Source organism: Micromonospora sp. KC606 (genome assembly GCF_004348675.1).
Lineage (GTDB): Bacteria > Actinomycetota > Actinomycetes > Mycobacteriales > Micromonosporaceae > Micromonospora.
Window position 1 is genome coordinate 1 of the sequence record NZ_SMKN01000024.1, and the last position, 24,357, is coordinate 24,357.

The following is a 24,357-nucleotide window of genomic DNA, read 5'->3' on the forward strand; positions in this document are numbered from 1 at the left end:
GACACCAGCGTGCGGCACAGGTCGGCGAAACGCTCGTCGCCCCGCCCGCCCCGCCGCGACCACCGGTAAACCCACCAGGCCCCGTCCGCCGTGTACCGGACCGTGGGCAGCCGGTCACCGGCCCCGTCGTCGCCGGGCGCCGCCGGCGCGACGCCGTAGTCGCCGTACCCGACCCCGAGATCGGCCAGCCGCTGCCAGAGCTGCCAGTCCCAACGGTCGAGGCGTACCGCCTCGTCGGTGGGGAGCCGGTGCAGCGTGGGCGGCATGCCGCCGGCCGCCACGGTCACCGTCCGCCAGGCGTGCCGACGCGACCAGTCGACCAGCCGGCGTACCCGGGGCTCGGCCGCCCGCAGTTCGGCCGGGCAGCAGACGTCACCGGCGTCGACGAGCAGGTCGCACTGCTCCGGGACGAGCCGGGCATGGCGCCAGACCCGTTCCGCCGCAGCCGTGGTTCCGTCCGGGCCGGACCGGTCCCGCCCGGCCCGCAGCCGGACCAGCGCGCGCCGGGCGTACGCCTGCGCAGCCGCCCCGTGCGCCACCAGCCGACGGTCACTGTCCGCGAGTCCGATGGCCGGCACCACCGGTACGCCCCAGCGGACCAGCTCGGTCTCCGGCGCGTCCGGCAGGGCGGAGACGTCGACCGTCGGGACCAGCCCGGCCGGCAACCGACCGAGCAGATCGACCAGCGAACTGCCGACTGTGGAGACGATGAGGACCGGCGCGAGCAGCGTGGCCGCGGCGCTGTCGAGATGAGCCAACGCCTCCAGCTCACCCCGTCGGCTGGCGAGGAGCGGGCGGTAGACCGGTTCCGTCACCCGGCCCCCGTGGGCGGGCACCATACTTCAATCTACCGGGACATCGGTACTCGTCGCAGGACTTCCTCAGTGGAGCCCGGGAATCAGCGGCGTGGCGGCCAATGTGGCCGCTCGGTGACTGCCGCCGTCGGTCGTGTCGCCGCGACCCCGCAGCCGGGCGGCGACCCCGGGCTGCTCCTCGGCGGCGTGTGGGGTCCACTGCGCGACGGACGGGCGCACGGCGGCGCACGGCCCTGCGGGTCGTCGCGTCGCCGCGCTCCGGCCGTCTCCCACCCTCGCAGCCATCCGGCGGTACGCCGGCGGGGACCTGGCTCGACCGGTCGCGTTTCCGCGCCGGCTGAGGTGTCGATGCCCGTTCCGCCCGAGGTCAAACCTCAACCCGACGGAATTCCACCATTTGCCCGTCCCGGCGTGACCCAGGGCCGAGCCGGGTATGACGGCGCCATGGAGCACTTCACGATCGCGACCGTCGCCCAGAAGAGTCCGGACTTCCGGCGGGTGCTGTGGACCGGCGAGCAGACCCAACTGGTGATCATGACGATTCCGCCGGGCGGCGAGATCGGCGAGGAGGTCCACGACGGGATCGACCAGATCCTCACCTTCGTCAGCGGCACGGGCGAGGCTCGGGTCGCCGGCGAGACGAGGGAGGTCGCCCAGGGCGACCTGGTGGTCGTGCCGGCCGGGACGAAGCACAACTTCGTCAACACCGGGCCGAACCCGCTGGTCCTCTACACCGTCTACGGCCCGCCGGAGCACGCCGACCAGGTGGTGCACCGTACCAAGGAGGAGGCCGACGCGGCCGAGGCCGCCGGTGAGGACGAGCCGCCGACATCCTGACCCCGACCTGCGGCGGGCCGGTCGGTTGACCGACTCCGGCTGCGGCAGTCCACGCTGTCCCACGGCGCGCGGAAGGCGCGACTTGCCGCAACCGGAGGCGGCCGACAACCCGGCCTGCCGCGAGCAGGCAGCCCCCAACCGGCCTGCCTCGAGCAGGCGGCCCTCAACCGGCCTGCCTCGAGCAGGCGGCCCTCAACCGGCCTGCCGCGACGCAGGCAGCCCGATCGGTCTGGCTGACCCGCTGGGTGTCAGCTGATGCTCAGCCAGCGCCGGCTACGCCGACCCGGCTCATAGACCGAGTCCAGCCGCTTCGCCACCACGCCGGGCAGCCCCTGCGCCCGGGCGGTGTCGAGGGCCTCGGCGCCGGCGCCGGGAAACCACGGCGGCGTCTGCCAGTGCGTCCCGGCCGGCGCCAACCCGTCGAGCAGTTCCCGACGCTGCGCGTACGGGACGTCGAGGCTGGCCACTCCCTCCAGCCAGAGCAGGTCGAAGACCAGGAACTGGGCGTCCGGGGCGGCCCGCCCGGACCGCGCCGGCCGGACCCGGCCGCGGGTGTCGATCCGGACCAGGACCCCGTCCAGCACGGCCTCCGTGGGCGCCAGCGCCTCGGCCATCCCCCGCAACCACGGGTACGCCCCGGACACCTCCTCGTCGGTCTCCGACAGCAGCCGCAACCGGCCCCCCGAGACGTACGCCATCGCGCGCACCCCGTCCCAGCGCAGCTCGTACCCCCAGGCGTCGGCGTCGCGGGGCAGCCGTGCCGCCCGCGTGGGGTGCATCGGCCGGACCAGGTCCGGCATGGGCGTCCACCCGGGCGGAGCCGGGTCGGTGCGGCGGACCATCCAGTCGCGCCCGTCCCGGCCGCCGGTGGCGAAGAGCACGTACCGGCCGCTGGTTCGTTCCCCGTCGAGGATCACGATCACCTCGTCGTCGCGCCACTTCTCGCAGCGGTAGGTGCCCCGGTCGTGGATCGTCATCGTCCCGCCGCCGTACTCGCCGGCCGGGATCTCGCCGTGGAAGTCGAGATACTCCATCGGATGGTCCTCGGTGTGCACGGCCAGGTGGTTGCGTCCGCTGTCCCGTGGCAGGCCGCGTGGCACCGCCCAGGAGGCGAGCACGCCGTCCCGTTCCAGCCGCAGGTCCCAGTGCAGCGAGCGGGCATGGTGCTGCTGGATCACGAACCGCGCCGCGGCGGCCCCCGCGCGTCGGCGCGGCGGCCTGGGCGGCACCGGCTCGGGGGTCCGGGCCGCGTCCCGCCGGCGCCGGTACTCCTCCAGCCGGTCAGCCACACCCGCATTCTCCGGCAATCCGCCCCGGCTCATGGGCCTGCCCCAGTACTGGCTCCAGCCCGGTTCGCCGGTCGCCCGGCATGTCCCCGACCAGCACGGGTAGAACCTTCGGTATGGACCACGACCAGCCCACCGTCCTGCTGCCCGGCGACGTCCGGATGCCGCTGCTCGGCTTCGGCACCTGGCAGGCCACCGGCGAGGCCGGGTACGACGCCGTCCTGGCCGCCCTCGACGCCGGCTACCGGCACATCGACACGGCCACCATGTACGGCAACGAGGCGGAGGTCGGCCGGGCGGTCCGGGAGAGCGGGCTGCGCCGGGAGGATGTCTTCATCACCACCAAGCTGCCGCCGCAGCGGGTGGGCCTGGAACGGGAGACCATCGAGGCGAGCCTGCGCGCTCTGGACATGGAGTACGTCGACCTGTGGCTGGCCCACTGGCCGCCGGCCAACCCGGCGGACAGCATCCCGGTCTGGCGGGAGATGCTCGCCGCCCGAGACGAGAACCTCACCGGCGCGGTCGGGGTGAGCAACTACAGCACGGCCCAGGTCGACGAGCTGATCCAGGCCACCGAGGAGAACCCGGCGGTCAACCAGATCCGCTGGGGTCCGTTCCTGTACGACCGGCAGCGGCATGCCGAGCACCGGGACCGGGGCGTCGTGCTGGAGGGCTACAGCCCATTCAAGACCACCGACCTCGCCGACCCGGTGCTGGTCCGGATCGCCGCCGCGCACGGCGTGTCGCCGGCCCAGGTGGTGCTGCGCTGGCACATCGACCACGAGATCGTGGTCATTCCGAAGTCGGTGACGCCGGAACGGATTCGGGTCAACGCCGACGTCTGGGGCTTCTCGCTGACGGCGGAGGAGATGCGCGACATCGACGCGCTCGGCGGCTGAAGCGACCAGTCACCGGCTTTTGTCGCTGCTGACCAGGCAATACTCCGCATGGTGACGAGGGCTCCCGAAAAGCGTCCATAGCCGCTTTCGTCCTCGCTGTCTGTGATTAAGCTTGTGCATTAAGCATTGATCTCCCTACAGTCCTCGATGCACAGACAACTGCATCTCACGGGGGAGGATCAGTGGCACGTCGTCAGACTGCCACCGTCCGTTCATGTCTTGCGGCGGTCGTTGCCGTGATGACGGCGGTCGCACTGTTCGGCATATCCGGCGAGCCGGCGGCGTACATTGCCGCAGGCCCGGACGGCGTCAGCGGTGGCGTCGAGAACAACTCGGACGAGGCGGTGTCCCTGCGCAAGGCACGGGAGGCCGGCAGGCCGGTCCAGGTCGAGAGCCTCACGTCGGAGACGACGTTGATCCACGCGCTGCCCGACGGGCAGTTCCGGGCCGAGATCGCCGCCGGCATGCAACGGTTCCGGCGCGGCGGTGACTGGATCCCGGTCGACCTCACCCTGAAGGCGGCGGCGGACGGCTCGGTCGCCCCGGTGGCCCACCCCAACGACCTGCGCATCTCCGGCCGGCAGGGCGCGGGCGAGCACGAACTGGCTGCAATCGGCACCGGCACGCAGCGGGTGGCCATGGGCTGGTCGGGCGCGCTGCCCGCACCGGTCCTCGACGGCAACCGCGCCACCTACCTCGACGCCCGCCCCGGCGTGGACCTCGTGGTCGAGGCCACCCGAACCGGCTTCGAGCAGCTCCTGGTCGTGAAGACCCGGGAGGCCGCCACGCAGGTCGAGACCGTCACCTTCCCGTTCACCGGCCCCGGCGTCGCCAGCTCGAGCCGCGCGAAGGACGGCTCGATCGCGATCACCGACCGGGCCGGCAAGCAGACCGCGCACATCCCCGCGCCCCTGATGTGGGACGCGAAGAAGAACGACCTGACTGGCGCTCCGGCCGTGAAAAGGCCGGTCTCCACCGAACTGGGCAGGCGCGGCGACACCGTCGAGCTGACCCTGGCCCCCGACCGGGCCTGGCTGCGCGACCCAGCCACCGCGTACCCGGTCACCATCGACCCGACGGTCAACCCGCTGGGCACGACGTTCGACACGTACGTCCGCCAGACGGTGACCACGGACCAGAACCAGGAGCCCGATCTCCAGATCGGGCTGCTCGCCACCACTCCGGCCACGCTCACCCGGTCGTTCCTCACCTGGGACACCACGGTTCTGGCCGGCAAGCAGATCAACTCGGCCACGGTCTCGTTCTGGAACTACTGGTCGCACACCTGCACCGCGACCTCCTGGGAGATCTGGACCACCGCGCCGTCGACCCACACCACGACGTTCGCCAACCAGCCCGCCTGGGACACGGTGGGCCCGGACGCGAGGTCCACCGCCACCCACGGCTCGACCAACTGCGCCGACGCGTGGGCCACCATCGACGGCAAGACCTTCTTTCAGAAGGCCGCCACCGCCAACAAGACCCGGGCTGGCATGGGCGTGCGGGCCACCGACGAGACGGCGACCGCCGGCTTCAAGCAGTTCCGGTCCCGCGAAGGCGCCAACGCCGCCGAGGACCCGAAGGCGTCGGTCACCTACAACTCCTGGCCGACCGTCACCGCCCGTTCCACCGTTCCGGCCACCAGTTGCGTCACCGGCTCGGGTCGTCCGCTCGTCAACACCCTGACGCCGCAGCTCAGGGCCACCGTCTCTGACGGTGACGGCACCGCGATGACGGTGGCCTTCGAGTGGTGGGCCCTCAGCGGCACCACCGCGATCGGCTCAACCGCCTTTACCGGCGTCGCGTCCGGCGCCACCGCGTCGGCCACCGTACCGGCCGGTGCCTTCATTGAGGGCGGCAGCTACAAGTGGCGGGTGAAGGCCTCCGATGGGGTGGCCGGTAGTGACGTCTGGTCGCCGTTCTGCGAGATGACCGTCTACGAGACGACAGCGCCGCCTGTCACGGGCTGCACCGGCGAGGCCGAGAGCGACTTCAACGGCGACGGTGTCACCGACGTCGCGATCGCCGACCCCGAGGCAACCGTCAACGGCCAGGAGAAGGCAGGGCTCGTACACGTCAGCTACGGAGGTGCGGGCACCGTGAAGACCCTGCACGAGGGAGCCGAGCAAGTCGGTGGTGCCCCGGGCGCGGGCGATGGCTTTGGCACCTCGATCTCTGCCTACGACGCCAACAACGACGGCTGCACCGACCTCGCGGTCGGCATCCCCTACCAGGACGTCTCCGGCCTGGCTGACGCGGGCGCGGTCCACGTGCTGCTGGGCTCGCCCGCCGGCCTGGCACAGGGACCGGCCTCGCTGGTTCACCACCAGGACGCCACCAACGTGCCGGACGCCGCCGAGGCGGGGGACTGGTTCGGTTACTCGGTCGCCGGCAGCCAGACCACCGCCGGAGAGCCCTACCTGGTCATCGGCGTCCCAGGTGAGGACATCGGCACCAGCGAGGACACCGGTCTCGTGCACTACCTGCGAGGAACCACCAACGTGGCGATGAACCAGGGTGCTGGCATCCCTGGATCCCCCGAGCGTGACGACCGGACCGGGTTCTCGGTCGCCGCGTCGACCCATCACTGGGCGGTCGGCTCGCCCGGCGAGGCGATCGGGAGCGAGGCCTTCGCCGGTGCGGTCAACGTCTTCAGCCACACCCTGACCAACAACCTGCCGACCATCGCGGCCGGGCTGACACAGGACGAGCCGAACGTCTCCGATGTCGCCAGGGCCAACGACGGCTTCGGGAAGTCGGTCGCCATCGCCCCGTACCGACCGGCGCGTACTGTCCCCTGGCGGGCGGACTCGCTGGTCGTCGTCGGTGTGCCCGGTGAGGACATCACCGTCGCGGCGACCAACACAACGGCACCCGACGCGGGCATGGTGCAACGGTTTCACGTCAATTCCACGAACACCTTTACCGAACTGCCGGCCATCACCTTCGCTCCGGAGGACGGCGACTACCTCGGCGAGAAGGTTGCGGTGGTGAACATCGCCCCGGCCAGCGAGGGTACCAACGCCACCATGTTCATCGCGGCCGGCGTGCCGGGTGAGGACGTCGGGGACAAGGTTGACGCCGGTCAGGTTCAGGTATTCCCCGCCTTGGCCAACCCGGTCGGCGCGCCGGTCACCATCGAGCGCGATGGGTCGAGCTTGCCGGGCAGCATGCGGGCACATGAGATCGTCGGCACGTCGCTCGGCGTCACGTCCCAGCGACTTCTCATCGGTACCCCGTACGGCGACGACGGGGTTCACGCATTCACATGGTCCGCCCTGGCCGCCGGAAGCACGGCACCGGCGCAGAGCTGGACACCCGGGGTGAATGGCATTCCGACCGGCCACAGGAGCTTCGGGGCGGCGATCAGCTGATGGAACGCACGAATCCGCGCAGTTCAACGGGGGAGGACTTGAGGGTGGCCCGTCGTACGAGAAAGCGAGGCCGGCTCTTCAACCTCGGCCTCATGGTGGGCCTTGCGGGCCTGTTGGCCGGCTTCGCCTTCGTGCAACCACCGGAGTCGCCGCCGGCCACCGAACCAGTTGCCGCCGTCGAGGAGAGCCCGGTCCGGGACACCGAGGCGGAGGCGCTGCTGGCGGCCAGAGCACTCAACCGGCCTGTCGAGGTGCTGGCGGAACGGAGCGAGTACCGGGACGTCTATGCCCAGCCCGACGGCACCCTCATCGCTAACGAGCACAACCAGGCAGTCCGGGTGCTCCAGAACGACGCGTGGGTGCCCTCGGACGCGACGCTCGTCGCCCATCCGGACGGGACGTACAGGCCCACCGCGGCGCTGCTCGACATGCGCCTGTCCGCCGGAGGCACCACCCCGCTGATGGTCGCCGAGCGGGATTCGCGTGTCATGACGCTCACCTGGCCTAATCCGCTGCCGATCCCCACAGTCAACGGGGACCAACTCGTCTACCCGGAGGTCTTCCGGGACGTTGATTTGGTGGCGATCGCGACGGTCGAGGGCTTCTCACACGTCCTGGTGCTCAAGACCCCGGAGGCGGCCAACCTGCCAGAGCTGCAGAACCTTCGACTTGGCGTCACCGGTCAGGGGCTCACTATCGAGGAGACCGAGGACGGGGGCATCGTCGCCCTCGATCCGGCCACCGGGAACCCGGTGATGGAGGCCGATGCCCCCACCATGTGGGACAGCGGTAGCCAGGAGGGCGGCGAGGCGATCGGCCTGCGTGAGCGTGAGAGGACCAGCACCACCGTCGCCGAGGACCCGAACGGCGCGTCCGCCCGGGGACCGGGGGAGACCTCTCGGGTCGCCCCGGTGGGCCTGGCCTACTCCGAGGGGACGCTGCGCCTGACTCCGGACGCCGTCATGCTCGCTGACCCGGATACCACCTATCCCGTCTACGTGGATCCGGTGTGGCAGGGCAGCACCAACAGCGCCTGGGCCATGGTCGACAGCGGCTACCCGTCCGAGGAGTACTGGAAGTTCGACGGCAAGCGGCACGAGCGCATCGGGCTCTGCCCGAACTCCTGCAACAACTCCAAGGTCAAGCGCCTCTTCTACCGGCTCGCCACGCCGTATGCGGGCAAGACGATCCTGGAGGCCACCTTCCGGGTGACATTGCAACACGTCTACAACACCACGGCGCGGGCGGCGGCGCTTTACCTCATGCCAGGGCCGATCGCCACCTCAACCAACTGGAGCAACCAGCCCGGCGGATCGAGTTGGTCGAGCGCGACGCACCTCGACACCAACTCGCCGACCAGGGTCCAGTCGAACTGTACGGCCACCAACCAGAACACGGAGTGGAACGCCAAGGCGGCCGTACAACAGGCCGTGGCCAAGGGGTGGAGCAGCATCACCCTCGGACTGAAGTCCGTCAACGAGGGCGACTCGACCCACACCAAGCGGTTCTGCGACAACGCGGTGCTCTCGGTCCGCTACAACCGGGCGCCCCTGATACCCAACCAGTCGGAACTGCTGCTGTCACCGGGTGGGATCTGTGCCTACGGCGCCGTCGCGCCTCTGACCTCGGAGGTGCCGCGTCTCGACGCCACCCTGCGCGATCCCGACCACTCGTCGTCCCACACCGAGCAGGTCCAAGCCGAGTTTCGGGTGACCTACACGCTGAAGGGCAGCTCGACGCCGACGGTCCTCCAGGTGAAGACAGGGTTCAAGGCCAGCGGCTCGCGGTTCAGCTACGCGGTACCGAAGACGATACCGCAGAACGTGACGATCTCCTGGGATGTTCGCGGTGGCGACGGCGTCAGCTGGGGCCCGTGGAGTTCCGACGGATCCCGTAACGTCTGTCAGTTCGTCTACGACGCCACCAGTCCCAAGGTGCCCGACGTCGACTCGCCTGAGTATCTCCCCGATGACAGTACGGATACCACGCCGGAGTGCATCGACAGCGCCGACTGGCTCGGCTCGCTCGGTGTCCAGGGCTCGTTCACCTTCACCCCGGCGGACACCGACGTCGTCGAGTACGAGTACATCTTCAACGACGAGCCGTCCGTGCGGGTGAAGCCGACCGCCTCCGGCGCCCCCGTCACGATCAGGTGGACCCCGAAGAAGGAAGGCCCCAACAATCTCTTCGTCAAGGCCATCGACGCCGCGAAGCGGGCCAGCGCACCTGCCACCTGCACATTCCGGGTGGGTAAGCGTCCCCCGGTGGCCCAGTGGCCGATGGCGGACGCGGCCGGTGAGCCGCGGGCGAACGATATTCGGGGTTCGCACGATGCGACCGTCGGTAGCGGTGTCAGCTTCGCCTCCACCAACAACTTCGGCGAGTGGGACCGCGCCGCCATCTTTGACGGCACCTCCAACGCCTACATGGTGACTGACACCTCCGTACTGACGAACACCTCGCAGAGCTTTGCTGTCACCGGCTGGTTCCGTGTGGACGACGTCAACCGCCGCCAGGTGGCCGTGAGTCAGGACGGTACGGGTGAGTCCGGCTTCAGCCTCGGCGTCGACCAGGGGAAGTGGTTCTTCCGCATGCCGACGAGCGATGTCATCAACCTCGGCGAGTGGAAGGTGATGGCGGGCGGGGCGACAACCCACTGGACCTTCGTCACGGCGATCTTCGACGGCCCGAACAGGAAGATCTCCCTCCAGGTAGGCAACAACCCCGTTGTTGAGGGCGAACGCCGCTCGTTGACTCGAGCCCGGGGTGCCCTCCAGCTTGGCCGCCAGACCTACGCCGGGGGCGGCTACTCCGACTTCTGGAAGGGCGGCATGGCGGACGTGTCGGTGTTCGATCGGCCGATTGTGGCCGAGGACTCGACCGGGCTGCAGAAGCAACTGCTGGTCCGTAAGGCCTACTGGCAGCTCAACGACCAGACCGCAGGCCAGAGCCCGGGGGTGGGCAACAGCCCGCCGTTGGCCCTGAGCCAACAGAGCCTGCTGGTCAAGACGCCGACTCCCATCGGGCGAATGGTGGGCACGGGTCACCTCGAACTTAAGGGTCGGTCCGATCACTACGCCCAGTCGACCAACGGCCTGGTCGACCCCACGGGTAGCTTCACCCTCACCGCGCGGGTGAGGCTCACCAGCAGCTCCCAGAACCACGCCATGACCGCCTTCTCGATCAAGGGGCCGAACAACAGCGCCGTCATCGTCCGTGCCAACAGCCAGGGCAAGTGGGAGTTGGCCGCGACCACGGACGATACGGCAGGTGCGGTCTTCCTGGCCCAGGCGACGGATCAGACTCCCCGCACCGTGGGCGCCGGCGACCACCTCGCGCTGGTCTACGACGGCTACAGCCGTCAGCTCACACTCTGGGTCGAGGGAGTGTCGACAGAACTGGAGCCGTTGACCGTTCCGTTCAAGCCAACCTCGATGTCGAACATCCAGCTCGGCCGCTCTTTCCTAGGGACGACGGCCGGCGAGCACCTGTCCGGGAACATCGACGAGGTTCGCGTCTACAACGGTGTCGCGGACAAGATAAAGATCGACAAGCTTCGCCTGATCGGCGAGGCTCCCACCATCTGACAGCACAGCGTCGGGCCGTCCAATAGTGGGCGGCCCCAACGCTTCCTGCCTTACTTCCGAAACTGACCCCCGGGGAGGGTGGATGTTCTCCCGACTCATGGTCGCGTCCGGCGCGTTGCAGCGTCGGATGGTGCGACCGGTGTCCTGGGCAATGGCCGGCGTGATGAGCGCGACTCTCATTCAGGTGGCCGACGCCCCCGCCTCGGCCGCCGCCGAGCGCATTCGTCCGGCAGCCACCGACACAAGCAAGACATTGCCCAACCGTGCCCCGCTCGGTGTGAAACCGCGCAAGGGCGACCCGGCGGCAGACGCCGCCACGACGACACCGGCCAAGGTGACCTGGCCTGCGGCGGGCGCTGCTGAGATCACCCTACCCACCGCACCGGCGGCTGCGGCACGGGTGGGCACAAGGACCCCCGCGCCGGCCGCCGCCACCGGCAAGGCCGGCGGCCTCACCGTGTCGGTGGCCGCCGTCGCCGCTCCCGCCGGGAAGGCCGGGGCCAAGGCGGCGGCTGCGGCGACGCAGCCAGCCCCGAGCAGGATCCGAGCCGAGGTGCTCGATCGTCAGGCCTCGGAGCGGGCCAGGGTCGACGGTCCGTTGGTGCGGGTCAAACGCGCCGACGGTCAGCAGAGCGCTGCCGACATCCAGCTCGGCATCGGCTATGAGGGCCTGGCCGGTCTGTACGGCGGTGACTTCGGCTCACGCCTGACGTTGGTCAAGCTGCCCGAGTGCGCCCTCACCACGCCGGAGCGGGCCGAGTGCGCGCCGCAGCGGGTGTCGACCGTGAACGACGGTGAGGCGAGAACCGTCTCGGCGCAGGTGAGCGTGGCGGGGACGGGCGCCACGTTCGCGCTGGCGGCCAGCGAGGCATCCTCGCAGGGCAACTACGGCGCCAGTAAGCTCGCGCCGGCCTCGAAGTGGTCGGTGGCTCCGTCCACCGGCGGCTTCTCCTGGAGTTACCCGCTGCGCACGCCACCGGTGCCGGGTGGCGGTGCACCGGGCATCAGCCTGTCCTACTCCTCGCAGTCGGTCGACGGCCGTACCGCTACCACCAACAACCAGGGCTCCTGGATCGGCGAGGGATTCAACTACGAGCCGGGCCACATCGAGCGCCGGTACAAGTCCTGCGCCGACGACGGTCACGACCAGTACGTCGACCAGTGCTGGGCCTACGACAACGCGACCATCGTGCTCAACGGCAAGTCCACCGAGCTGGTCGACCTCGGAAATGACAGGTGGAAGTTCGCCGACGACGACGGCTCGAAAGTCGAGCGCCTCAGGGGAGCGGACAACGACGACAATGACGGTGAGCACTGGCGGGTCACCACCACCGACGGCACCGAGTACTACTTCGGCCTGAACAAACTGCCAGGTTGGACTGCCGGCAAGGAGCGGACGAACTCGACCTGGACCGTTCCGGTCTTCGGTGACGACACGGATGAGCCGTGCAAGAAGACCACCTTCCTCGACTCGTTCTGTGACCAGGCGTGGCGGTGGAGCCTCGACTACGTCAAGGACCGCTACGGCAACGTCAGCTCGTACTACTACGAGCGGGAAACCAACCACTACGCCCGGAGCAAGCGCACCGACATCAACGGGGTGCCCTATCACCGGGGCGGCTATCTCAAACGAATCGACTACGGGCAGCGCCACAACGCCGTTTACACCACCAACGCACCCGCCCGGGTGAGTTTCGAGGTGAAGGAGCGGTGCCTGCCAAGCGGCAACGTCGATTGCGACCCGCAGGACCTGAAGACCGAGACGGCGTCGTACTGGCCGGACGTGCCGTTCGACCGCAACTGCAACGAGAACACCAAGTGCAAGCTCGACCAGATCATGCCGACGTTCTGGACCCGGGCCCGGTTGACCGGCATCACCACCGAGATCCGCGAGGGCAGCGGCTGGACGCCGGTCGACAAGTGGAAGCTCGATCACCTGCTCACCGACAACGGTGACGGGTCACGCACGCTCTGGCTCCGTTCGATTACCCACACCGGTATGTACGGACCGGGTGCGGACATCGCCATGCCGTCCGTGGTGCTCGGTGGCCTTCAGTTGCCGAACCGTGTCGACCGGCCCAACGACAACATCAGCCCGCTGATCCGGTACCGCCTCGCCACGGTCTATACCGACACGGGCGGGCAGATCGACGTCAAGTACGACGCGCCGGACTGCACCCCGAGCACGTTGCCGACCGAGGGCAACAGCACCCAGCGCTGCTACCCGGTCAAGTGGAACCCGTTCGGCAGCGGCGACCCGATCACGGACTGGTTCCACAAGTACGTGGTTTCCGCCGTCGAGGAGACTGACCGGACCGGTGGCGGGCCACTCATGGTCACCAAGTACCGGTACCTCGACGGCGCCGCCTGGCGACATGCGGATCCCGACGGAATCTCCGACCCGAAGGACCTCACCTGGAGCGAGTGGCGCGGTTACGGCAAGGTAGTCGTCACCGTTGGTGACGGCAATGTCCAGACCACGAAAACCGAGTACCGCTACCTGCGCGGCATGCACGGTGACAAGAAGCCGGGTGGCGGAACTCGGATCGAAACCGTGAAGGACGCCAGCGGCGTCGAACACACCGACCACGACCAGTTCTCCGGGCACCAACTAGAGAGCACGGTCTACGACGGCCCGGCGATCGTCAGCCGGACCATCGCCACGCCGTGGCGGCACAACACCGCCACGAAGACGTACAGCTGGGGCAGCAGGTCGGCGTGGTTCACCAACACGTCGTCGACTCGCAGTTTTGTCGCCCTGGCCGACGGCAAGATGCGGGAGAACAAGAACGTCTCCACCTTCGAGACCACCTTCGGCCGGGTCACCCAGACCGAGAACCTGGGCGATGTCGACGTCCCCGGTGACGAGGCCTGCACTCGCACCACGTACGCCGACAACCCCACCCTCCACCTGTACAGCCTGGTCGCCCGGGCGGAGTCGGTTACGGTGAAGTGCGCCGACACGCCGAACCGCAAGACCCAGGTCATCTCCGACACCCGGACGCTCTACGACGGCAAGGCCTTCGGTGTGGCCCCGACGTTGGGAAACCCCACCCGCTCGGAGCGGCTCCAGAGCCATGACGGCCAGACGCCCACCTACATCACGGCCGCCTCCGGCACCTTCGACTCGTTCGGCCGGCCGAAGTCAGCAACCGACGCGATGGGCAACACCACCACCACCGACTACACCGAGACGAACGGTCTGACGACCAAGGTGGTCGAGAAAAATCCGCTCGACCATGTCACCACCACCGAGTACGCCCCGGCCTGGGGTAGCCCGGTGCGGCAGAGCGACCCGAACAATCTGGTCAGCAAGCTGGAGTACGACGCGCTCGGTCGGCTGAGCAAGGTGTGGATGCCGGACCGGACGGGGGCGCCCGGGCTCGATCCGAGCATCAGGTACACGTACCTGATCCGGGCCGACAAGCCGGTCGCGGTCAAGACCGAAAAGCGGCAGCGGGACGGCAGCTACAGCGTCGAGTACAAGCTGCACGACGGCCTGCTGCGTCCGCGTCAGGTGCAGACCGAAGGGCCGGACGGCACCCGGATGATCGCCGACACCATGTACACCCCGACCGGCAAGCTCGACCGGACGTACGCGACCTACAACGCCGCGGGCGCGCCGACCGATGCCATCTTTCCTGTCACCATCGGTGAGGTCGAGGGCCAGACGTTCTACGTCTACGACGGCGCGGACCGGGTCAAGGCGGAGATTTTCTCCGTCGCGGGGAACGAGAAGTGGCGGACCACCACCACCTATGGCGGTGACCGTGTAACGGTCGACCCACCAGAGGGCGGCACTCCCACCACGACCATCTCCAACGCGCTGGGCCAGACCGTCCAACTGTTGCAGTACAAGGGCTCCGGCCCCTCCGGCGACCACCACACGACCGAGTACACCTACACCCCGGCCGGTCAACTGGCCACGGTGAAGGACCCGGTGGGCAACGTCTGGAAGCACGAGTACGACCAGCTCGGCCGCAAGGTCAAGTCGATCGACCCGGACGCCGGCACGTCGACGATCAGCTACGACAACCTGGATCGGGTCACCAGCACCACCAACGGGCTTGGCCAGACGATCAGCACCACCTACGACGCGATCGGCCGGACGGCCGCCACCTACAAGGGCACGGCCGAGACGGGTGCGCTGCTCAGCAGTTGGACCTACGACCTGGAGATGCTGGGCCAGCTCTCCGCGACCAGCCGTTGGATCGACGGCCAGGAGTACGCCACCTACTACACCGCCTATGACGAGTTCTACCGACCGCACGCCACCTACTACCACGTGCCCCAGCACGCCGGCGCGGAACTCGCCGGTGAGTACACCTTCTCCACCGAATACAACACCGACGGCACCGTCGCCTCGGTCGGGATGTCGGCGGGAGGTGGCCTGCCCTTCGAGGCGATCGCCTACACCTACGACGGCTTGGAGCGGCTGACCGCCGCCGAGGGAGACGCCAAGTACCTCACCGACGTCGACTACTCGAAGACTGGTCAGGTGATCCTGACCGAGTCGCCGCTGGGAGCCAACAAGGTCTGGTCGAGGTACCGGTACGAGCCCGGAACAAAGCGGCTGACCGGCCTGCGGCTGGACCGTAGCAGCGCGCCCGTCATCGACATCGACGCTCACTACACCTACGACCCTTCCGGCAACATCACCCGGATCGCCGACACGCCGCCCACGGGCAACCGGGATGTGCAGTGCTTCACCTACGACTACCTGCGCCGGATGGAGCAGGCCTGGACGTCGGCGAGCACCGCGACCGACCCGTGCACTGGTGGACCGTCGGTGACCGGCATCGGTGGTGTAGCGCCGTACCACCACGCCTACACCTTCGACGACACCGGCAACCGCAAGACCGAGACGCAGTACGCAGCCGATGGCAGCAGGCTGATCCACCGGGCGTACACGTACCCGGCGGCGGGCACGGCGCAGCCGCACACGCTGCGTCAGATGACCGAGAGCACACCGCAGGGGGACCGCCTCTACACCTACGACTACGACGCCGCCGGCAACACCAAGCGGCGCACCAAGGTCGGGGAGGACCAGAAACTGGTCTGGGACGCCGAGGGCAACCTGGAGTCGGTCACCGACGCCGCCGGCAAGGAGACGAGCTTCTTCTACGACGTCGACGGCTCGCGGATGCTCCGCAAGGAGCCGAATGCCACGACCCTCTACCTGCCGGGGATGGAGATCCGGCTCAACCACACCACCCGGGCCACCGACGCCACCCGTTACTACGGGCTACCGGGCGGCGGCACGATCGTCCGCAAGCTCAACGGACTGTTCTACGTCGCCTCCGACCACCACGGCACCGGCCAGGCGACCGTGGACGAGAACGGCGCGATCACACACCGGCGGACGACGCCGTTCGGCGAGGCTCGCGGCAACCCGCTGGCACCAGGGCAGTGGCCGACAGAGAAGGGCTTCGTCAACGGCAACGTGGACTCGACCACGGGCCTGGTGAACATCGGCGCCCGCGAGTACGACATCGTCACCGGTCGGTTCGTCTCCGTCGACCCGATCATCGACAACGGCGACCCGCAGCAGATGAACGGGTACGCCTACGCCAACAACAACCCCATCTCGTTCTCCGACCCCGACGGCCTCAAGGCGTGCTCCGACGACGCCTGCGGTCCCGGTGCCGACTACGAGGACATGTACGGCAACTACCACAACATCAAGGGGCACAACGACGGCTGTGGTGGCTGCTCGGGGGCGTTCGATCCGGAAGAACCCACCATCAACGCCTGGAACAACCCTCGCGCCAGTGAGGAGGACCGCCGCGCGGCGGCGGCAGCCGCGGCCGAGAAGGAGCGGCAGGCGCGGATTGCCCGGGCCAAGCAGAAGATCCTCGACTCGGCCAAGGCCCTGGCGAAAATCCTCGCCGACGAGTTGGGCATCACCGACGCGTTCAACTGCCTCACCAAGGGCGACATGGGCGGCTGTCTGGCGACCGCGGGCAACATCGCCGCCGCCATGCTCGGCGGCGTCCTCGGCAAACTGGCCGCCAGATACGGCGCTCCATGGAAATGGAAGAAGGCCGCCAACCTGGCTACTCGCGTCAAGGGCCTCCTGGGCGACCTCATCGACGGAGTTAAGGCCTATCTGAACCCTTGTGGCAAGCACAGCTTCGCGCCAGGGACCTTGGTGCTGCTTGCCGACGGGTCGGTCCGTCCCATCGAGGAAATACGTCCGGGTGACCAGGTCGTCGCTGCGGATCCACAGAGTGGCAAGTCCGGGCCGCAGACAGTGGTCGCTACGCACATCAATGTCGACCTGGAGTTGACCGACCTGACCCTGTCGGTCGGTGGTCGCACTGTCGCCCTGAAAACCACGGAAAACCACCCGGTGTGGAGCCGTGACCGGCATGACTGGGTGCACGCTGGTGAACTCCGGGTCGGCGAGAAGTTGCTGACTGTCGGCGGGGATCTTGTCACTGTCACCGCTGTTCGGTCGTACCTCGCCTCTAGAGTCATGCACGACCTTACGGTCGACACCATCCACACGTACTATGTGCTCGCCGGCAACACCCCCGTACTCGTACACAACTGCAACCTTGCAAACTATGCCGACAGCGTGCGAAATAAGCCTGGAGTCAAATTTGCCTCGGAGTACACATCGCCTTCAGGCGCCAAGTACTACGGCCATAATAGGCATGGACAGCAGGCAGAAGGACCGCTAGCGGACGCGCTTGAGCGGGCGGGCCACCATGGAGGGTGTGCAGAGGTGCATTGCCTGATCCAAGCTCAGGCAGCGGAAGGTCCCGACGCTATCAGGGGTGGAACCATGCGCACGGTGCAGACGAGAAACAATTCTATGCCGACGTCAAATACGACTGGTCATGGCGAACCGGCGTACCCTTGCGGTCGTTGTAGCCGGCTACTGGAAGATCTCGGGATCGGGTGAACTTATGATCCGCTTTGACTCACTCAGTCAGGACGTGCTTAGAGCGCTTGACGCCTCCGGATGGAGCGTAGACCGCGCCGTTGACGCTGGCCAGTGGGTAGAACCTCTGGAGAGAGAGGGCTACCGGGTCCATACTCTGGCCATAGCTGCCCTGTCTGCGCTGGGAGGGCTTTCGCTTGAGCCGTGCAATGCGGTTGGCCCAAACTTTGCTAATGATGAGCCTTACAATTTCGATCCGATCGCGGCCGGATCGGGTCAGCGTGCCCTAGCTGTGGAGGTAGAGACTGTTCTTGGTGGACAGTATTTCCCTATCGGTGAATGGCTAAGCTACTCAAGCGTTTTCCTGGAATCTGGGGGGAGAGTGGTTGCTGCTGGCATGGGATGGTTCTGGGAAATGGGTTCGAGCTTTGAAGAATCCTTGGAGCTGGCAGTTTGCGCGAACCGCCCGCTGCTCTGTCTGTACTCTGATCCGGGTGTGGCCCCCTGGCCGCCCGCGTGATCTCTGCGTTCACTCGCTCATTCAGGGTTGCGGTTACAGCGCGTAGCGCAGAGCTGTCGGGGGTCGATGCTGTCTGCCTGGGTTGCCGTCACGGTTGCCGTCAGCGCGGGGTTGGCATCCAAGTATGCCGATGAGCGCCTCGGTCGTGCGCGACCAGACGGTTCGGTGGTGCAGCTTCGATCCCGAAGGCCACCCATCGTGATGGCTTCGAAGGAAGTGTCATGGCGCCGCCGACAGAACCCTTCTCGGAGTTGGTTGGCTCGGTATGGCGGGCGTGCGCGCGGGGCCGTAGGCCTGTAGCGCGTGCGCGCGGCCCCGGCTTCGGCCGGGGCCGTTCTTGATCCTGTAGAGCAGTTTTGAGCCAGTCGGATCTTGGTCGGGGGCCTTGGTCCGGCTGGCTTACTGCTTGGGTGCGCGGTTGCGGCTGCTGCGGGAGCGCTTGGCGGGTGATGGCGCGTCGTCGTTGCTGGGACGTTGGAGGTGTTCGGGCTGCTGGGCGAAGTTGCCTCGGTCGGCCTGGTATTTGATCACTTCGTCGATGAGGTCGCTGTTGGTGTCCGCGTGGCGCAGGAGCTCGTGCAGGGCGGCGTTCTTGTCGTCGGCGGTACTGGCGTGGTGGTAGCGGACCGTGATGGCTTGCTGGTCGGCGAGGTAGGCGGCGACTCGGCGGCGGAGGTCGGGGTCGTCGATGGGTTCGCGGAGGACGCCGCCGCGTAGGAGGTCGAAGGCGTCGGGGTGGACGAAGGTGCCTTTGCCGGCGACGCTGTAGGTGATGCGCCGGTGTTGGAGTTCGCGTAGTGCGCGTTGGGCGGTCATGGAGGCCACGCCGTAGAGGTCGGCCATCTTGCGGGCGGACGGTAGCGGGTCGTTGGGGTTGAGGCGTCCGTCGCGGATCTGGTCGAGGATGTCGTCGACGACCTGCTGGAACAGGGCTCGTTTGTCGTCTGGGTCGTGGGCCATGCGCTGATCGTAGCTATCACGAGCTGATCAGGCGAGACAGGCGTCACATGACACTCGTGTGCCCAAACCTCTTGACCGTCACGGGTGTCACGTGACACCTTATGTGCACGGGACGCACGCCGCAGTGGCGTGGACCGGAGTAGAGGAGAACACAACATGTTGGTGTTGCCGATTGATGGCAGCCAGACGCTGTTGGTGCTGGCTGTGCCGGCACCGCAGTTCAAGGACAAGGCCAACGGTGTTGCCGCGACGGATCGGGTCACGGGCGCGCCGTTGGTGGAGGTACCCCTCGCGTTGACGGTCGAGGGTGGGCAGCCGCAGGTGTTGCGGGTGTCGGTGCCGCAGCCGAGCGTGCCGAAGGACCTGGCCGTGGGGCAGATGGTCAAGGCGTCCGGGTTGACGTTCGTGACGGGGGAGAAGAACGGCCGGGCCTGGCAGATCTTCCGGGCGTCGGCGTTGACGGCGGTGAAGGCCGCATGATCCATCCCCCTGATACCCGCCTGGTCATGGCGGTACCGACCGCCGTGCTGGCGGTCGCCGCCCTGGCCTTACTCGTATGGCTCGGCGCGCACGCCGTGCGGTACCTGGTAGCAGGCAAGCAGCTCCGTCCGGTGCTGCGGGTCGCGTGGCGGATCAAGTACACGTGGCGGCGGACCGCTCGCCGGGTCGGCCTGGCCCAGACTGAGCGGATCCACTCGCCGTGGTGGTCCAACCGGCCGCCGGGCACGGTCGTGACCCGGGAGTTGATCCCAGCGGTGACGGTGGCGGCCGAACGGTGGGGCGTGCGCGTCGACGCTTCCACCGTCGGTCGTCTCGGCGTTGAGGAGTTCACCCAGGCCGCCGGGCATCTGGCCGACGTGTGGCGGGTGCCCCTCGTGAGGGTGGCGCAAGTCCGCTCCGGCCTGGTCCAGATACGGGCGCTGCTGCACGACCCCCTCACCCAACCCGCGACTTGGACCGATCCGACCGAGGCTGGGTCGGATCCGGCGGTGTGGGTCGCTGGCGTGGACGCCGACGGCCAGCCGGTCACGATCCGCTCGGCCGGTGTCTCCGGCGTGGTGGTGGCCGGGCTGGCGGGTTACGGCAAGACGTCGTTCTTGAACGCCCGGTTCTGCCAACTCGCCCCATCGCCGGTGGTGCAGTTCGTGTTGATCGACGGCAAGGGCGGCCCGGACTACGACGACCTGTTCACCCGTGCCTGGCTGTCGGCGAAAGACGACCCGGAGCAGGTCCGTGACCATCTGGCCCGGGTGCGGGAGTTGATGGCCGCCCGCCAGCACGCGATCCGGGCCGTGCTCGGAGTGAAGAACGTGTGGCACGTTGGCCCGTCCGCCTCCTGGCCTCTGGTTGTCGTGGTGATCGATGAGGCGCACACGTTTCTGAACGAGACCAAGGGCACCGACGCGCAGTCCAAGCGACTCGACGCCCTGGCCCGGGAGACCGCCCGGCTGGTGGAGGAGTTGATCCGTAAGGGCCGCAACGTCGGTATCCAGGTGGTTTTGGCGACGCAGAAGGCGACCGGGGATGCGATCCCGACGAAGATCCGCGACAACTGCCAGGTCGCGGTCAGCTTCGCGCAGCGCACCTCGGAGGCGGCCACGGCCGTGCTCGGCTCGGACATCACGGCCGCGCCGGATGAGCATCCGCGTCGGCTGCAAGACCCGGCCTATGTCGGGGTGGCGTCGATGGTTGCGCAGGGTCGGCCCGGGTTCACCCTGGTCCGCACGCCGTACGTGCCCGACGCGACCGCCGATGCGATCGCCACCGCGACCGCGCATCTGGTCCGCGATCCGCTGCACCTGTTGACCACGGGGGAGGCGGTGGCCGATGCCGCACCCCGATGACGAGTTCCCCGGGCAGAGCGGCGGCCTATTCCGCCAAGAACACTCCGCCGCGCTGCCCGGGTCCAGCCCCTATCCCAGCAGTGAGAAGGAACCGCCCTCGATGATGTCACCTCACCCCATACCGGCCGACCCGGGTGGCCTGCTCCGCGTGGCGGCCTCCGCCGGCGTGGCCCACCGGGTTGGCGAGTGCCGGCATCCGGTCGCTGTCGCCGGTAGCACTCTGCTCGTCGAGCGCGGCACCGGCAGGGTCGTTGACCGCCTGGACACGGCCATCACGCCTGGCCGGGTGGTCGGGTTGCGTTGTCGCAGCCGCCGCGTGTCGGTGTGTCCGGCCTGTTCTGCGTTGTACAAGTTGGACGCCTACCATCTGATCGCCGCCGGCCTGCACGGTGGGAAGGACACCCCGGCGCAGGTCGCCGACCGGCCGCAGCTGTTCGTCACGGTGACCGCGCCGTCGTTCGGGCCGGTGCACCTCGGCCCGGACCGGCACGGCCAGCCCCGCCCCTGCCATCCCCGCACCCGACGTACGCCCGTGCGTCGTAGCTGTGGCCGGTGGCACCCGGCCGGCGATCCGGCGATCGGCACGCCCCTGGACCCGGCCGGCTACGACTACCCCGGTCAGGTGCTGTTCAACGCGCACGCCGGGCCGCTGTGGGCGCGGTTCACGACCGAGACGCGTCGTGGTCTGGCCGCCGCAGCTGGCCTGCCTCGGGCGGTGGCGGCCCGGCAGGTGCGGGTGGTGTTCGCCAAGGTCGCCGAGTTCCAGGCCCGGGGCGTGGTGCACCTGCACGCGATCGTCCGCCTGGACGGCGCCGACGGCCCGTCCTCGGCCCCGGCCGGCTGGGCCAGCGTCGACCTGCTCGACCACGCCATCCACGCCGCGATCCGGCGGGTCGAGGTCACCACTCCGGCCTGCCGACGGGTGCCAGTTCGACGGTTGAGGTGGGGCCGGCAGGTCGACATCCGCCCGATCACCCGCACGGATGGCATGTCGGAGACGGTCGTGGCCCGGTACGTGGCGAAGTACGCCACCAAGGCCGCCGAGGTGGCGGGGGTCGACCTCGGCCCGATCTACTGCCGCGCTTGCGACGGCCACGGCACGAACCGCACGACTGCGGTGCTGTGTCTCCGGTGCGCGGGCACTGGTCGGCGACCCGGTGTCAGCCTGCGGCACCTGAGTGGGCACGCTCGCCAGCTGGTTGACACCTGCTGGTGGCTGGGTGTCCAACCCGGGCTCGGTCGGCTGCGGCTGCGCCGGTACGCGCACACCCTCGGCTTCCGGGGGCACTTCGCCACCACCTCACGCCGCTACTCGACCACCTTCACCGCGCTGCGGGCCGAACGCCGTAGCTGGATGGCCGACCGGCATGCCGAGCGGGCCGGTGTCGACCCGGCGGGCGTGCTCGTCGTCGGCGACTGGCGCTATGCCGGGCCCGGGGGTGGGGCGTGACGGCTGACCTGCTCACCGTGGCCCAGGTCATGGACCGGCTCCAAGTCTCCAAGCACACCGTCTACCACCTCATCCGCACCCGACGACTCCGGTCGGTGCGCATCGGCCGGTGCCGCCGCATCCCCGCCACGGCGCTGGCCGCCTACCTGCGCGAGTTGAGCGGGGAGGTGACCGGACATGGCCGGTAGGAAACGCGCCAACGGTGAAGGCACCGTCTACCAGCGCGCCGACGGCCGGTGGGAAGGCGCTGGCTACGTCCAGGCCGCCGACGGCAGCAGCCGACGGGTCCGGGTCTACGGCGCCACCCGCAAGGAAGCCGCCGACAAGCTGGCCGTCAAACTCGCCGACTCCCACCGGGGCCTGCCCGCGACCGCCGACCCGACGCTCACCGTCGGCGACTACCTCACCCGCTGGCTTACCACCGTGGCGGTCCACCAGGTACGGCCCACCACCTACGCCAACTACGACACCTACATCCGCCAGTTCCTCATTCCCGCATTCGGTCACCGCCGGCTCGCCGCCCTCACCGTCACCGAGGTCCGCACCTTCCTCGACACCATCCAGACCGTGTGCCAGTGCTGCGCCCGAGGCTGGGACGCCCGCCGCGACCCGCACCATCCGCGCAAGGACCGACGGCCCCGCTGCTGCGCCGTCGGCGCCTGCTGCCAACGCCACGTGAAACCGGCGACCGTCCGCTACATCCGCGCGGTCCTGTCCGCCGCCCTCGCCCACGCCGTACGGGAGGAACTGCTGCACCGCAACGTCGCCTCCCCGGTCCGACTCCCCACCCCCGCCCGCAGCCGATACCAGCCGTTCACCGCCGGCGAGGCCCGCAAGTACCTGTACGCCGCCGCGTTCCACCGCCACGGCCCACTGTTCGAACTCGCGCTACGCACCGGCATGAGACGCGGCGAACTCCTCGGCCTGCAATGGTCCGACATCGACCTCGAAGCCGGTCACCTGTCCGTACGCCGCACCCTCGCCCGCACCAAAGGCGGCATGACCTTCCAACCACCCAAGACCGAAGCCTCACAACGGCGGATCCTGCTGCCCCGAGACTGCATCGCCTCGCTGACCCGCTACCGGCGCCGACAGGACATCGACCGGCAGGAAGCCGGCGACACCTGGACAGATCTCGACCTGGTGTTCGCCTCAACTACTGGCGGACCGCTCGATCCTGCCAACGTGCACCGTCAGCACGAGACGATCTGCTACCTCGCCGAGGTCCGCTACATCCGCTTTCACGATCTCCGACACACTTGCGCGACGTTGCTGCTGGAACAGGGCGTCGAACTCGTCACCATCAAGGAACTCCTCGGACATGCCCGGTTGCACGTCACCGCCGACATCTACGCCCACGTCCGACCCCGCCTGCACCGCAACGCCATCGAAGCCATGAACCGAGCCCTACACCCCGACCCGGACGACGACACCCCACCGGCCGACGACTGACATCCGACCAGCGGCGCCCCGATCAGACCCATGATCCTGGTCGGGGCGCTTTGCTACTCGCTGCGCAGCGCCGCCGAGCGTGGCCAGGCGAGGAACCGCGCGTGCAGCACTCCTGACGGGGTGTGCGGCAGGTCCTCACAGGCCTGCACCAGGTACGCCGACAGGTGCAGCATCAGCGAGATCCGCGCCCCGGTGAACTCCGCCACGAGCTGCCGCTTACGGGTCCTACACGGCCACGGCGCCCCGCACCCCGCGCAGAGCCACTGCGGCCGTACCGGCTGATGCACCGACACTCACCCCACCACCCTCCCGACTCGTTGGAAGGGGGAAGAGGCCACCGCAGACACCCGACCCGACCAACCCCGGGCCGCCGGCAACCCCTTCCCCCTGGCACCCACCAGCCCGGCGAATCTGCCGCAAGCGAACCGGCAAGGCCCTGCCGCA

At 68.7% G+C, this 24,357-nt stretch carries 14 protein-coding genes; 10 read left to right on the top strand and 4 right to left on the bottom strand.

Annotated elements, in window-relative coordinates; all coding sequences use genetic code 11:
• Nucleotides 1-815, bottom strand: an 815-nt coding sequence (locus E1193_RS08500) for a beta family protein (protein WP_243707427.1), incomplete at its 3' end; no start/stop codon positions are given.
• Between the two features lie 444 nt (nucleotides 816-1,259).
• Here E1193_RS08500 and E1193_RS08505 point away from each other — a divergent pair.
• Nucleotides 1,260-1,652: a cupin domain-containing protein gene (locus tag E1193_RS08505; RefSeq protein ID WP_132181907.1), complete on the top strand. Its 393-nt coding sequence runs from the start codon at nucleotides 1,260-1,262 to the stop codon at nucleotides 1,650-1,652.
• Nucleotides 1,653-1,900: 248 nt separating this feature from the next.
• Here E1193_RS08505 and E1193_RS08510 read toward each other — a convergent pair whose 3' ends face one another.
• Entirely contained in the window at nucleotides 1,901-2,941 is a 1,041-nt protein-coding gene (locus E1193_RS08510; protein WP_132181909.1) for a DNA polymerase ligase N-terminal domain-containing protein, read from the bottom strand.
• A 113-nt stretch (nucleotides 2,942-3,054) separates the two neighbouring features.
• Here E1193_RS08510 and E1193_RS08515 point away from each other — a divergent pair, with 113 nt between their 5' ends.
• From E1193_RS08515 to E1193_RS08530, 4 genes are all read left to right on the top strand, one after another.
• Nucleotides 3,055-3,837: an aldo/keto reductase gene (locus tag E1193_RS08515; protein ID WP_132181911.1), complete on the top strand. Its 783-nt coding sequence runs from the start codon at nucleotides 3,055-3,057 to the stop codon at nucleotides 3,835-3,837.
• Nucleotides 3,838-4,076: 239 nt separating this feature from the next.
• On the top strand, nucleotides 4,077-7,211 hold the full coding sequence (locus tag E1193_RS08520) for a DNRLRE domain-containing protein (RefSeq protein ID WP_132181913.1): 3,135 nt from the start codon (nucleotides 4,077-4,079) through the stop codon (nucleotides 7,209-7,211).
• 92 nt (nucleotides 7,212-7,303) lie between these two features.
• A complete protein-coding gene (locus tag E1193_RS08525) occupies nucleotides 7,304-10,798 on the top strand; it encodes a LamG domain-containing protein (protein ID WP_132181915.1) in 3,495 nt (1,164 codons plus the stop codon).
• A gap of 82 nt (nucleotides 10,799-10,880) precedes the next feature.
• A complete protein-coding gene (locus E1193_RS08530) occupies nucleotides 10,881-17,708 on the top strand; it encodes a polymorphic toxin-type HINT domain-containing protein (RefSeq protein ID WP_132181917.1) in 6,828 nt (2,275 codons plus the stop codon).
• An 898-nt stretch (nucleotides 17,709-18,606) separates the two neighbouring features.
• Here E1193_RS08530 and E1193_RS08540 read toward each other — a convergent pair.
• Nucleotides 18,607-19,167, bottom strand: coding sequence for a GntR family transcriptional regulator (locus E1193_RS08540; RefSeq protein WP_132181920.1), 561 nt, complete (start codon nucleotides 19,165-19,167; stop codon nucleotides 18,607-18,609).
• A gap of 156 nt (nucleotides 19,168-19,323) precedes the next feature.
• Between E1193_RS08540 and E1193_RS08545 the strand changes: the two genes are divergently transcribed.
• The 5 genes from E1193_RS08545 (at nucleotide 19,324) to E1193_RS08565 (ending at nucleotide 23,913) form a co-directional block, all read left to right on the top strand.
• Nucleotides 19,324-19,647, top strand: coding sequence for a hypothetical protein (locus E1193_RS08545; RefSeq protein ID WP_132181922.1), 324 nt, complete (start codon nucleotides 19,324-19,326; stop codon nucleotides 19,645-19,647).
• A 26-nt stretch (nucleotides 19,648-19,673) separates the two neighbouring features.
• The gene (locus E1193_RS08550; RefSeq protein WP_132181924.1) at nucleotides 19,674-21,011 is read left to right on the top strand and encodes an FtsK/SpoIIIE domain-containing protein; all 1,338 of its coding nucleotides are present in this window, start codon (nucleotides 19,674-19,676) and stop codon (nucleotides 21,009-21,011) included.
• Nucleotides 21,012-21,111: 100 nt separating this feature from the next.
• Entirely contained in the window at nucleotides 21,112-22,461 is a 1,350-nt protein-coding gene (locus E1193_RS08555; protein WP_132181964.1) for a replication initiator, read from the top strand.
• Entirely contained in the window at nucleotides 22,458-22,649 is a 192-nt protein-coding gene (locus tag E1193_RS08560; protein ID WP_018806103.1) for a helix-turn-helix domain-containing protein, read from the top strand. Before E1193_RS08555 ends, E1193_RS08560 begins: the two co-directional genes overlap by 4 nt.
• A complete protein-coding gene (locus E1193_RS08565; protein WP_132181926.1) occupies nucleotides 22,639-23,913 on the top strand; it encodes a site-specific integrase in 1,275 nt (424 codons plus the stop codon). The genes E1193_RS08560 and E1193_RS08565 overlap by 11 nt, the downstream gene beginning before the upstream one ends.
• Before the next feature lie 53 nt (nucleotides 23,914-23,966).
• Here the strand turns inward: E1193_RS08565 and E1193_RS33935 are convergent, their stop codons facing one another.
• On the bottom strand, nucleotides 23,967-24,206 hold the full coding sequence (locus tag E1193_RS33935; RefSeq protein WP_132181928.1) for a flavin reductase: 240 nt from the start codon (nucleotides 24,204-24,206) through the stop codon (nucleotides 23,967-23,969).
• Between the last annotated feature and the right edge of the window lie 151 nt (nucleotides 24,207-24,357).

What these genes read in the sequence shown, in the direction of transcription:
- E1193_RS08565 (WP_132181926.1), top strand. Translation starts at nt 22,639, where the DNA reads ATGGCCGGTAGGAAACGCGCCAACGGTGAAGGCACCGTCTACCAGCGC.
- E1193_RS08505 (WP_132181907.1), top strand. Translation starts at nt 1,260, where the DNA reads ATGGAGCACTTCACGATCGCGACCGTCGCCCAGAAGAGTCCGGACTTC.
- E1193_RS08525 (WP_132181915.1), top strand. Translation starts at nt 7,304, where the DNA reads ATGGTGGGCCTTGCGGGCCTGTTGGCCGGCTTCGCCTTCGTGCAACCA.
- E1193_RS08550 (WP_132181924.1), top strand. Translation starts at nt 19,674, where the DNA reads ATGGCGGTACCGACCGCCGTGCTGGCGGTCGCCGCCCTGGCCTTACTC.
- E1193_RS08540 (WP_132181920.1), bottom strand. Translation starts at nt 19,167, where the DNA reads ATGGCCCACGACCCAGACGACAAACGAGCCCTGTTCCAGCAGGTCGTC.
- E1193_RS08515 (WP_132181911.1), top strand. Translation starts at nt 3,055, where the DNA reads ATGGACCACGACCAGCCCACCGTCCTGCTGCCCGGCGACGTCCGGATG.
- E1193_RS08555 (WP_132181964.1), top strand. Translation starts at nt 21,112, where the DNA reads ATGATGTCACCTCACCCCATACCGGCCGACCCGGGTGGCCTGCTCCGC.
- E1193_RS08520 (WP_132181913.1), top strand. Translation starts at nt 4,077, where the DNA reads ATGACGGCGGTCGCACTGTTCGGCATATCCGGCGAGCCGGCGGCGTAC.
- E1193_RS08545 (WP_132181922.1), top strand. Translation starts at nt 19,324, where the DNA reads ATGTTGGTGTTGCCGATTGATGGCAGCCAGACGCTGTTGGTGCTGGCT.
- E1193_RS08530 (WP_132181917.1), top strand. Translation starts at nt 10,881, where the DNA reads ATGTTCTCCCGACTCATGGTCGCGTCCGGCGCGTTGCAGCGTCGGATG.